The 12,262-nt window shown below is 61.3% G+C and carries 9 protein-coding genes; all 9 read right to left on the reverse strand.

The features are described 5' to 3' along the window. Positions 1–255: 255 nt before the first annotated feature. Positions 256–3,576, reverse strand: coding sequence for an efflux RND transporter permease subunit (locus tag WA845_RS05800; RefSeq protein ID WP_337322227.1), 3,321 nt, complete (start codon positions 3,574–3,576; stop codon positions 256–258). Positions 3,577–3,589: 13 nt separating this feature from the next. Beyond that, complete coding sequence (locus WA845_RS05805; protein WP_006699561.1) at positions 3,590–4,786, reverse strand: efflux RND transporter periplasmic adaptor subunit; 1,197 nt, start codon at positions 4,784–4,786, stop codon at positions 3,590–3,592. A 500-nt stretch (positions 4,787–5,286) separates the two neighbouring features. Continuing rightward, a complete protein-coding gene (locus WA845_RS05810) occupies positions 5,287–6,279 on the reverse strand; it encodes an ABC transporter substrate-binding protein (RefSeq protein WP_107341345.1) in 993 nt (330 codons plus the stop codon). Between the two features lie 21 nt (positions 6,280–6,300). After that, positions 6,301–7,173 carry an ABC transporter permease subunit gene (locus WA845_RS05815; protein WP_112556897.1) on the reverse strand — a complete coding sequence of 291 codons (873 nt, stop codon included), beginning with the start codon at positions 7,171–7,173 and terminating at the stop codon, positions 6,301–6,303. After that, positions 7,170–8,045: an ABC transporter permease gene (locus tag WA845_RS05820; protein WP_107341344.1), complete on the reverse strand. Its 876-nt coding sequence runs from the start codon at positions 8,043–8,045 to the stop codon at positions 7,170–7,172. Before WA845_RS05820 ends, WA845_RS05815 begins: the two co-directional genes overlap by 4 nt. Before the next feature lie 234 nt (positions 8,046–8,279). Further along, the gene (locus WA845_RS05825) at positions 8,280–9,074 is read right to left on the reverse strand and encodes an ATP-binding cassette domain-containing protein (RefSeq protein WP_112556899.1); all 795 of its coding nucleotides are present in this window, start codon (positions 9,072–9,074) and stop codon (positions 8,280–8,282) included. Further along, complete coding sequence (locus WA845_RS05830) at positions 9,071–9,505, reverse strand: NUDIX hydrolase (RefSeq protein WP_004443258.1); 435 nt, start codon at positions 9,503–9,505, stop codon at positions 9,071–9,073. The genes WA845_RS05825 and WA845_RS05830 overlap by 4 nt, the downstream gene beginning before the upstream one ends. Positions 9,506–9,507: 2 nt before the next feature. Then, the gene (gene hydA / locus WA845_RS05835; protein WP_337322228.1) at positions 9,508–10,965 is read right to left on the reverse strand and encodes a dihydropyrimidinase; all 1,458 of its coding nucleotides are present in this window, start codon (positions 10,963–10,965) and stop codon (positions 9,508–9,510) included. Further along, positions 10,962–12,209: an allantoate amidohydrolase gene (locus WA845_RS05840; RefSeq protein WP_162719308.1), complete on the reverse strand. Its 1,248-nt coding sequence runs from the start codon at positions 12,207–12,209 to the stop codon at positions 10,962–10,964. The genes hydA and WA845_RS05840 overlap by 4 nt, the downstream gene beginning before the upstream one ends. Positions 12,210–12,262: the final 53 nt, after the last annotated feature.

The following is a 12,262-nucleotide window of genomic DNA, read 5'->3' on the forward strand; positions in this document are numbered from 1 at the left end:
TCCAATCACAAGGGAAATATGGAGCGAGCGCGTGCGGCATATTTCTTCTCCCCGAGGGGGAGAAGTCCGCGGCAGCGGGATGAGGGGGCGAGGGGGCGAGGGTCGAGATATCAGGAGAGCTTGCCCCCTCATCCGACCCTTCGGGCCACCTTCTTCCCGGCGGGGAGAAGAAACGATCCGCGATGCCGTGCTCTCCCAAAGTATATGGAAACGCCGGGCACATGACCCGGCGTCTCAATCTTCAAGCTGCAGCATTCACTCCGCGGCAAGCGGCGGCAATCGCAATATATTGCTGCCCTTGTCCGCGGCCTTGTCGCCGCTGCCCTTTTCCATACTGGCCACCCGTGCCTCCAGCGAGGAAAGCGCGAGGCTGTTTTCGCGGGCGATCTCCGAGAGTTTCTCGTTGGAGAGGGCCTCTTCCTCCTCTTCCTTCTTGCCGACGAAACGGCCGAAGAGGTGGGCGAGCAGACGCGACAGGTCGTCCATGATCAGGAAGAAGGCCGGCACCACGATCAGCGACAGCACCGTGGAAACGATGATGCCGCCGATGACCGCAATCGCCATCGGTGCGCGGAACGAACCGCCTTCGCCGACGCCGAGCGCCGACGGCAGCATGCCTGCCGACATGGCGATGGAGGTCATGATGATCGGGCGGGCGCGCTTGCGGCCGGCCTCCACCATGGCATGCACCCGCTCCATGCCGTGACGGCGCATTTCGATGGCGAAATCCACCAGCAGGATGGCGTTTTTGGTCACGATGCCCATCAGCATCAGAATGCCGATGAGAACCGGCATGGAGAGCGCGTTCTGGGTGATGATGAGCGCGACTGCCACGCCGCCGATGGCAAGCGGCAGCGAGAACAGGATTGTGAAGGGCTGGATGACATCCTTGAACAGCAGGATGAGAACGACCAGCACCAGCATCAGGCCAAGCAGCATGGCGTTGACGAAGCCCTGCTGCATTTCGCCCTGCACCTTGGCGTCACCGCTTTCGGCAAGCCGAACGCTTGCCGGCAGGTTGGTTTCCGAAACGATGCGCTTGAACTCGGCCGTCGACGTATCGAGCGCCGTGCCGAAAGGCACATCCGAGCCGATGGAGACGACGCGGTTGCGGTCGTTGCGCTTGATCGAGCTCGGGCCTTCCGAGTAATCAATATCGGCCACGCTGTAGAGCGGCACCAGCGAACCGGAGGCGGTCTTGATCTTCAAGGCGCGGATGGTGGCGAGATCGCGGCGGGTATCGAGCGAAGCCTGCACGCGGATCGGGATCTGCCGGTCATCCAGCGAGATTTTCGTCAGCTGCGCATCGATATCACCGATGGTGGCGACGCGCACGGTCTGCGAAATCTGCTGCGGCGTGATGCCCAGGCGGGCGATCTCATCCTTGCGCGGGCGGATCTGCAGTTCGGGACGGGGCAGAGCGCCTTCCGAACTGACATTGGCAAGGATGGGCGAAGCGCGCAGGCGGCTTTCGAGAATGCCCACGGCGTCGTTCAGATCCTTCTCGTTGGTTGAAAGGAAGTTGAAGGAAAGCTCGCGTTCCGCGCGGTCGTTCAGCTTGATGATGCGAACATCCGCAATGCCACGCACCTGCGCGAAAATATCCCGCTCGACATCCCATTGCGGACGTGTACGGCCCTTCTCCTCCAGCTTGGGAAGATATTGGCCTATGAGCGGAATGGAGCCGAGCCCCTTGTTCACGAGGGTTTTCAGCAGCGAGTGATCGATATGCTCAAGGATGACATTGACGGTGGCGCGGCGCAGCTCCAGGTCCCCCTTGGGCGAAGCACCACCGAGGATGAAGACGCTTTCCACGCCGTTGATGTCACGGATCGCCTGGTAGATCTGCGTTGTCGTGCGGTCGGTCTCATCCAGCGTCGCATTGGGCGGCAGTTCAACGGACAGGGTGACGCGCGAGGCGTCATCAGGCGGCAGGAAGCTGCCGGGGACCTGGCTCAACAGCATCACTGAGGCGATGAGGAAGGCAATGGCTCCCAATAGTGTGAGATAACGCGCCCACCATTTCCGCGTGGTGGCGGTCACCATGCGCGTATAGGCCTTCATCAGCCTGCGGTCATTGTCGTGGTGATCGTCCATCGCGTCTTCGGCGCGCATCAGATAGGCCGCCATCAGGGGTGTGATGAGACGGGCCACTGCCAGCGAGAAGAATACCGAGAAGGCGACAGTGAGGCCGAACTGGATGAAATACTGGCCCGGAATACCCGGCATGAACGAGACGGGCACAAAGACGGCGATGATGGTGAAGCTGGTCGCGATGACGGCAAGTCCGATTTCATCGGCTGCTTCGAGGGCCGCGCGATAGGGCGTCTTGCCCATCTTGATATGGCGGGCGATGTTCTCGATTTCCACGATGGCGTCATCCACGAGAATACCCGTGGCGAGCGTAAGCGCGAGGAAGCTGACGAGGTTGAGCGAAAAGCCCATGATATCCATGATCCAGAAGGTCGGGATCGCAGAAAGCGGCAGCGCCACGGCGGCGATCAGTGTCGCGCGCCAGTTCCGGAGGAAGAGAAGGACCACGATAACGGCGAGGATCGCGCCTTCGATCAGCGTGTCCAGTGCGGCCTTGTAGTTGCCATAGGTGAAATAGACGGCGTCATCGACCATCTCGATCGAGACATCGGGGTGGTCCTTGCGGACCTGATCGAGACTTTGCGCGACGGTTTCGGCGACCGAAACCTCGCTCGCGCCCTTGGAGCGGAACACCGCAAAGGTGACGGCCGGATTGCCGTTGAAGCGCGAGAAGGACTTCTGCTCTTCATATGTGTCCGTAACCGTGCCGAGTTCGGAAAGCTTGACGAAGCGGCCGTTGGAAAGCGCAATCGTGGTGTTGGCAAGCTGGCTTACATCGCGTGTATCGCCCAGCGTGCGGATGGTCTGCTCGTTGCCGCCCACCTGGCCGCGGCCGGAGCCGAGGTCGATATTGGTGCCGCGCAGCTGGCTGTTCACCTCTGTCGCGGTGATGCCATAGGCATCGAGCTTTTCGGGGCTGAGCGAAACGCGCACCTCGCGGTCCGCGCCGCCGTAACGGTCGACCTTGCCGATGCCGGACTGGCCCTGCAGCGAGCGCTTGATCGTGTCATCCACGAACCAGGACAGTTCCTCCAGCGTCATGTTCGGCGAAGAGACGGCGAAGGTCTGGATCGCCTGTCCCTCGACGTCGATCTTGCTGACGACGGGCACTTCGATATCGGAGGGAAGATCGCTGCGGATCTTGTCGATGGCGTCCTTGGTGTCCTGAACCGCTTCTTCCGTCGGTTTTTCGATGCGGAACACGACCGTTGTCGTCGACTGGCCGTCGACCACGGTGGACTGAATTTCGTCGACGCCACTGATGGCGGCAACGGCGTCCTCGATCTCCTTCGTCACCTGCATCTCCAGTTCGGAGGGCGAAGCCCCGCTCTGGGTCACGGTGACGGCGACGACAGGCACGTCGATATTCGGAAAACGGGTGATCGGCAGCGTATTGAACGCCTGCATGCCGAGCATCATCAAAAGCGCGAAGCCGAGAAGCGGCGCAATCGGGTTACGGATTGACCATGCGGAGAAGTTCATTTCATTCCCTCAGTCAGTTGGACGCAGCCGTCTGGGCTTCCACCGGTCTTATCCGGTCACCATCACGCACGAATGCTCCAGCTTTCTCGACAACCTTGTCTCCAGCGGCAAGGCCGCTGACGATCTCGATGAATCCACCGTCTTCTATGCCGGTCTCGATCTTCACCTGCTTGACGACGTCGCCCTCCACCTTGCGGGTGGTCGAGCCTTCACGCCCGGAAGTGACAGCCGAGAGCGGCAAGGCGAGCGCGTTCGTCTCCTCGATCACGATCTCTGCGCTGGCATACATGCCCGATCGCGCCGGGCTGTTTTCCGGCAGCACCACATGCACGGAACCGAGGCGCGTCGTCGGATCGACGGTCGGCGAAACGAGGCGCACCTTGCCTTCTATTTTCGCTCTTCCGCCAGCAACCGTCAAATAGGCTTTCTGGCCGACTTTCACGTTTTGAATGTCGGTTTCGGAAAGATCGGCAACAAGTTCGATGGCGCCGTCCTTGATGACGGTGAAAAGCGGGTTTCCGGCGCCGCTGGCAATCGCGCCCACCTTGGCGTTCTTGGCTGAAACGATGCCGGCGACCGGAGTTTTCACGCCGGTGCGCGTGAGCTTGAGATCGATATCGGCGATCTGCGCGTCAACCACCTTGATGTCGGCTTCGCCGGCGGAAACGGCCTGCTTGGCCGCATCGAGGCGAGCCTGCGCCACCTGCGCGAGGGCTTCGGTCTTTTCCGTTTCGGAAATGGAGCCTGAACCGGTCTGGCTGAGCTTGGCGGCGCGGTCGCGCTGGCGAAGGGCGTCGGCCAGATTGGCCTGCGCCTCCAGCACCTGCGCCTTGGACTGGGTGACGGAAGCTTCGGCCTTGGCCTTGTTGGCTTCGAGCTGGCTCTTTTGCAGGACGAGGCTGTCGGAGGACAGGACGGCCAGAACCGCATTCGCCGCCACCCGGTCGCCGATATCGGCGTTCAACGTGTCGATCGACAGGCCGTCGACCAGGGGCTGGACGTAGATTTCATCCACCGGGCGGATTGTGCCTGTCGCGATAACACGGTCCACGAGGTCGCGCTTTGCGACATGCGCGACGATGATCGAGGGCACGTTCTGCTGTTTCACCGGCGCCTGTGCCTCTCCCTCCGCGGCTGCTGGAAGGGGAAGCGCCGTTGCGGACAGAAGAAGAAGGAAAAGAATGCGGTTAAACGTGACTTTATGCTGCATATGTCTTGGCTCGCGCAATATCCGCTCACATGTCCTGCAGGCTGCGGCCCGTATCTTAAAAGGTCATGCGATGGCGAATGTGAAACAAGGGATCACAATACTCCCTTTTCGATCCTCCCGATTCGAACGCCCCTCAACGCGAATCTCAAGCACCTTTGCCCTGTGCTTTTTCTACAAGATCAAATTTGGCAGTCTTGTGGGCGGGACTGTAATTCTTGTTGTCGTGCAAATCAATCCGCATAGCCACGAGGGTTGATATACATTTTTGTATAGGCCGAGGTGTTGTAATTGATTTGATGGGTTACCACTGCGTGACGCGGCCTGGAATTCTGAGAGCGCCTAATACGCCGTCATTCTCGGGCTTGACGCGGATCCAGGCACATCGCCGCAATCGAAACGTCGGTAAATCCTCGCGTCAAGCCCGAGGATGACGGAGGAGAGGTTGTCATTCAACAAAATCGCGCGGTCAACGCCGCGCGATCCTATCTTCCCGCCCGCGCCTACTTCAACGCAGCGTCGGTAATTTCGGTCGTGTATGCGCCCGAGGGCTCCTTGGTGATGACGGGATCGGAGCCGCCGCCGAGCAGGGTCCTTACCGTTCGCTCGTAATCCGCCTTGTCGAGCGCACCCTTGGAGCCTGCGGTGAGCTTGGCCACTTCGCCCATCATGCGCTTCTGGTGCTTTTCGGTCTGCGCGCCGGAGGCGTCGTTTTCGAGAACGATGCCGGCGGCGTCGTCAGGGTTTTCTTCCGCCCATTTCCAGCCCTTCATGGAGGCGCGCACGAATTTGACCATGTCTTCCTTGAACTTGGCGTCCTTCAGCTTGTCTTCGAGAACGTAGAGACCGTCCTCCAGCGTCGCCACGCCCTCGTCTTCATATTTGAAGGTGACGAGGTCTTCAGGCTTGATGCCGGCATCGAGGACCTGTCCATATTCATTATAGGTCATCGTCGAAATGCAGGCGGCCTGTTTCTGCAAAAGCGGATCGACGTTGAAGCCCTGTTTCAGCACGGTCACGCCATCGGCGCCGCCGGTGGTCGGAATTTTCAGGTGCGCCATCCACGACAGGAACGGATATTCATTGCCGAAGAACCAGACGCCCAGCGTCTTGCCCTTGAAATCATCAGGCTTCTTGATGCCGGTTTCTTTCAGGCAGGTCAGCATCATGCCCGATGATTTGAACGGCTGTGCGATATTGACGAGAGGCACGCCCTTTTCACGCGTGGCAAGCGCAGACGGCATCCAGTCGACGATGACGTCGGCCCCGCCGCCGGCCAGAACCTGCGCGGGCGCAATATCCGGGCCGCCCGGCTTGATATTGACATCGAGGCCCTCGGCTTCATAAAAGCCCTTGTCCTTGGCGACGTAATATCCGGCGAACTGCGCCTGGGTGACCCATTTCAGCTGCAGGGTGATCTTGTCGGCGGCCTGAGCGCTAAATGCGGTCAGGAGTGACGCCCCGGCAAGAAGCATGGATGCAAGTTTCATTTTCATCGCTGTTCCCTTTTTCGTTATTTACGTTCGTCCCCCACGGACGGACGGATGCCAGAAGGTGACGGCCCGTTCTGCGAGCGCCACAAGACCGTAAAAGCCCGAACCTGCGAGCGCCGCCACGGCAATCTCGGCCCAGACCATATCGACATTGCTGCGGCCCATTTCCGCCGAGATGCGGAAACCCATGCCGACGATGGGCGTGCCGAAGAATTCCGCGACGATGGCGCCGATCAGGGCGAGCGTGGAATTGATCTTCAGCGCGTTGAAGATGAAAGGCCAGGCGGCGGGCAGGCGCAGCTTTATCAGCGTCGGCCACCAGCCGGCAGCATAGGTGCGCATCAGGTCGCGCTCCATGTGGCTGGCGGCAGCAAGCCCCTGCACCGTGTTCACCAGCATCGGGAAGAAGGTCATGATGACGACGACGGCGACTTTCGACTGCCAGTCGAAACCGAACCACATCACCATGATGGGTGCCACGCCGACGACCGGAAGGGCGGAGACGAAATTGCCGATGGGCAGAAGACCGCGTTGCAGAAAAGGCGACCGATCAATGAGGATGGCGACGAGGAACCCGAGGCCGCAGCCAAGGACATAACCCGTCAGTACGGATTTGATGAAGGTCTGGCGGAAATCCGCCCAGAGAATCGGTAGAGAGCCGAGAAGACGGGCGAGAATGGCGCTCGGCGCCGGCAGCAGGATGGGCGGCACGGAAAATCCGCGCACCACCCCCTCCCAGAGCACGATAATAGCGAGGCCAAAGAGGAGCGGTACGGCGAGGCGGCTTGTGCGTTTCGCTGTCTCGGAAATAAAGGCCTGGCGCACCAGCCATTCGTTGAACGCCCAGGCGGCAAGCCAGAACAGGATAGCGCCGATAAACCAGCCGGGGTTCGTCATGGCCGTGCTCCCATTCGCTTGAGGACGGCGGCATGGGCGACGCCGATGATCGATACCAGAATGGCGGCGACACCGGCTGCCATGAACAGCGCCGCCCATATCTGTACCGTCTGGCCATAATAGGAACCGGAGAGCAGGCGCGCGCCGAGACCGGCGACGGCCCCTGTCGGTAGTTCTCCGACGATGGCGCCGACGAGCGCGATGGCGATGGCGATCTTCAGCGAGGTGAAGAGATAGGGCAGGGCGGCGGGCCAGCGCAGCTTCCAGAAGATCTGCGCTGGTGAGGCATTATAGGTGTGCATCAGGTCAAGCTGCAGGGTTTCGGGGCTTCTTAAGCCCTTCACCATGCCGACGACGATGGGGAAGAAAGAGAGATAGGTCGAGATCAGCGCCTTCGGCAGCAGCCCGGAAATGCCGATGGAGTTCAGGACAACGATGATCATCGGCGCGATGGCGAGAATGGGGATCGTCTGGCTGGCAATGATCCACGGCATGACGGAGCGGTCCATGGCGCGGTTATGGATGATCGCGACCGCCAGCAGGATTCCCAGCACCGCGCCGATGGCGAAACCGAGCAGCGTGGCCGAAAGCGTGACGCCGGCGTGGTAGACGAGGCTGCGCTTGGAGGTGACGGCCTTGTTGACGGTGGTATCCCAGAGTTCCGCGATGATCTGATGCGGCGCGGGGAGGACCGGGCGCTCCTGTGCGAAGGTTTGCGGCAGGAGTTCGAGGAAGCCCGGCGTCTGGCCAGCGCGGGTGGCCTGGTCGCGGGCGAAGGGCATGTTGAGGTAGATGACGGCGAGGTGCCAGAGGACGAGGATGGCGAGGAGGACGGTGAGGATGGGGAGGACGCGGTGGCGGAGGAGGGTCATGGGGTTTTGCTCCGCTGCGTGCATCGAGGGTGATGATTAGCGGTGACCTGTGGGTGAGGCTTACCCCCCTCTGCCCTGCCGGGCATCTCCCCCTCAAGGGGGGAGATCGGCAAGAGGCGCGACCGCCACTTCATTCGCAAACGTTGAGACGGGCGAGACCTCACCACGAGTCGATCTCCCCCCTTGAGGGGGAGATGCCCGGCAGGGCAGAGGGGGGTAATGCTGGCGCTGACCTCACCCCTCATAGCCATGCCCCGCCTTCAACCCCTCACGCACCCGATGCGCAATCGCCAGAAACTCCGGCGTCTCGCGAATTTCCAGCGGCCTTTCCCGAGGCAAACTGGATTCGATCACATCGGTCACCCGGCCCGGCCGCGGCGACATCACGACGATCTTGGTCGAGAGATAAACGGCTTCCGGAATGGAATGGGTGACGAAGCAGATGGTCTTGCCGGTCGTATCCCAGAGTTTCAGCAGCTGTTCGTTCAGATGATCGCGAACGATCTCGTCCAGCGCGCCGAAGGGCTCGTCCATCAGAAGCAGGTCGGCATCGAAGGCGAGCGCACGGGCAATGGAGGCGCGCTGCTGCATGCCGCCGGAAAGCTGCCAGGGGTATTTCTTGCTGAAGCCGTTGAGGTTGACGAGGTCCATGGTGCGGTCGATGCGCTCGCGCTGCTCGGCCTTGCTGTAACCCATGATTTCGAGCGGCAGGGCGATGTTCTTTTCGATGCTGCGCCATGGATAGAGCGCGGCGGCCTGAAAGACGTAGCCGTAGGACCGGTCCTTGCGGGCATTTTCCGGCGTGGTGCCGTTGACGGTGATCTCACCCGACGTGTGTTTTTCGAGATCGGCGATGACCCGCAGAAAGGTCGTCTTGCCGCAGCCGGAAGGGCCGATGAAGGAGACGAAGTCGCCCTTTTTCACGTCGAGATCGACATTGGACAGAGCGTGAACCGGGCCGTCCCCCGTTTCGAAAGTGAGGCCCAGTTTTCTGGCGGAAACGACGGAGTAGGAAGAGGCCTGGTTCATCGCGGCTTGGTTTCACTTTCCGTAAGTGCGGCGCGCGCCAGCGGCAGCATCTGGGTTTCCGTCAGTCTGGCGATGGTGACGCCGGGGGTGCGGTCGAGATCGAGCCAGCGGACTTCCTCGATTTCCGCCTGCGGGGTGACCTCGCTATGAAGCCTGGCGGTAAAGGCATGGGCGACGACATCAGCGCCCGGCTCATTGGCGGCTTCCTCGCGAAAGATGCCTTCATAACGCGCGGCATTTTCGGGCAGCGTCAGGCCGATTTCCTCGGCCAGCTCGCGGTGAAGCGCCTGTTCCGGCGTTTCGCCTGGATCGATCTTGCCGCCCGGCTGCATGAACTGCGTGGTGCCGCGCTTGCGCACCACGAGCATCTGCCGCTTCTCGTTGAGGAGAATGGCGGCGGCGATGAGGATTTCGCGTTTCGGCTCGCTCATAATCACACGCCCGATGCCGGAATGCCCGTGCGTTCCACCTTGCGTGGCGATACGAGCTCCTTCCAGGTGGAAAGCGCCTGGCTGACGGCCGGATAGGGATCGCGGGCGATGAACTGGCCGTGGCCGGCCTGTGTCTCGATGGTGCCTTCCTCAATGCTCACCAGCCCGCGCGAGAGCGTGTAACGCGGCAGACCCTTTACCTTCTGCCCTTCGAACACGTTGTAATCGATGGCCGATTGCTGGTTTGCCGCACTGATGGTCTTTGTAAGCGCCGGGTCCCAGACAACGATATCGGCGTCGCTGCCGACAAGGATCGCGCCTTTTCTCGGATAGATGTTGAGGATCTTGGCGATGTTGGTGGAAGTGACGGCGACGAACTCGTTCATCGTCAGCCGGCCGGTTGCCACGCCATGGGTCCAGAGCAGCGGCATGCGGTCTTCCAGCCCGCCGGTGCCGTTCGGGATCTTGCGGAAATCACCGAGGCCGAAGCGTTTCTGCTCGGTCGTGAAGGCGCAATGGTCGGTCGCCACACATTGCAGCGAGCCGGAGGCGAGACCCGCCCAGAGGCTGTCCTGATGCTGACGGTTGCGGAAGGGCGGTGACATGACGCGGCGGGCGGCGTGATCCCAGTCGGGATTGGCATATTCGCCTTCGTCGAGGATCAGGTGCTGGATCAGCGGCTCGCCATAGACCCGCATGCCGTTTTGCCGGGCGCGGCGGATGGCTTCATGCGCCTGTTCGCAGGAGGTGTGGACGACGTAAAGCGGCGCACCGGCCATATCGGCGATGATGATGGCGCGGTTTGTCGCCTCGCCTTCGACGGAGGGCGGGCGGGAATAGGCGTGCGCTTCCGGCCCGACATTGCCTTCCGCCATCAGTTTTTCCTGCATCTGCGCGACGATATCGCCGTTTTCCGCATGCACGAAGGGAATGGCGCCGAGCTCCGCGCAGCGCGAGAAGGAGGCGAACATCTCGTCGTCATTCACCATCAGCGCGCCTTTATAGGCCATGAAGTGCTTGAAGGAGTTGATGCCCTTTTCCTGAACCACCGTCTTCATCTCGTCGAAGACCTGTTCGCCCCACCAGGTGACGGCCATGTGGAAGGAGTAATCGCAATTGGCGCGCGTCGCCTTGTTGTCCCAGCGTTGCAGGGCATCGAGAAGCGATTGCCCCGGCTCCGGCAGGCAGAAATCCACCACCATGGTCGTGCCGCCGGCCAGCGCCGCCCGCGTGCCGCTCTCGAAATTATCGGCGGAATAGGTGCCCATGAAGGGCATTTCCAGATGCACATGCGGATCGATGCCGCCGGGCATCACGTAACATCCGCTCGCATCCAGCACGGTGCCGCCGGTGAGATCAGGTCCAATCTCGGTGATTCTGCCGTCTTCGATCCTGATGTCGGCCTTGTAGGTGAGATCGGCGGTGACAATGGTGCCGTTCTTGATGATGGTGGCGGTCATTCAACGATCTCCGCAGTCTCCAGCACGGCATGCAGCAGCACATCGCAGCCGGCTTTTGCCCATTCGGGTGAAATTTCTTCGGCCTCGTTGTGGGAAAGCCCGGCCACGCAGGGGCAGAAGATCATGGTGGAGGGGGCGACTCTGGCCGTCCAGCAGGCATCGTGGCCGGCGCCGGAGATGATGTCCATGTGGCTGTAGCCCAGTCGTTCGGCGGCGGAGCGCACCCGGCCGACCAGCACGGGATCGAAGGTGACGGGGTCGAAATGGCCGATGGCTTCGATCGAGCAGCCGACGCCGAGTTCTTCGGCGATGGCGGGCACCTCGCGTTCGAAGATGGCGCGCATGCTGTCGAGCTTTGCCTGCGAGGGGGTTCTGAGGTCTATGGTGAAGACCACCTTGCCGGGCAGCACATTGCGGGAATTGGGCGTGAAGATCATCTGGCCGACGCCGGCGACGGCTCCCGGCTGGTGAGCCATCGCCACTTCCTGCACCTTTTCGAGGATTCGCGCCGCGGCAAGGCCGGCATTAACGCGCATCGCCATCGGGGTGGAGCCGGTATGGGCTTCCTTGCCGGTCAGCGTCACTTCCAGCCACCACAGGCCCTGGCAATGGGTGACGACGCCGATCTGCTTGTTTTCGGCCTCCAGGATCGGGCCCTGTTCGATGTGATATTCGAAATAGGCATGCATCTTGCGCGCGCCGACCTCTTCCTCACCCAGCCAGCCGATGCGTTTCAGCTCCTCGCCATAGGTTTTGCCGTCGGTATCCGTGCGGCTATAGGCGTAATCGAGATCGTGAATGCCGGCGAAGACCCCCGACGCCAGCATGGCAGGCGCAAAGCGGGCGCCTTCCTCGTTCGACCAGTTGGTGACAACAATGGGGTGTTTCGTGCGGATATTGAGGTCGTTCAGGCTGCGCACGACTTCCAGACCGGCCAGCACGCCAAGCACGCCGTCATATTTGCCGCCGGTCGGCTGGGTATCGAGATGGCTGCCGATATAAACGGGGAGCGCGTCCGGGTCCTCGCCGGCGCGGGTGGCGAACATGGTGCCCATGCGGTCTACGCCCATCGTCAGGCCTGCCGCTTCGCACCAGCGCTGAAAAAGGCTGCGGCCTTCCGCATCCTCATCCGTCAACGTGCGGCGATTATTGCCGCCGGCGATACCGGGACCAATCTTCGCCATATCCATCAGACTATCCCACAGACGGTCGCCATTAACCGTCAAGTTCTTACCCGCCGTCATGAGTGTCGTCCTCACCTGTTTTGTTTTTATCAAAGCAAAGCTTGTGCCGTTCC

The sequence above is a fragment of the Agrobacterium sp. CMT1 genome (assembly GCF_037203725.1).
Classification (GTDB): domain Bacteria; phylum Pseudomonadota; class Alphaproteobacteria; order Rhizobiales; family Rhizobiaceae; genus Agrobacterium; species Agrobacterium pusense.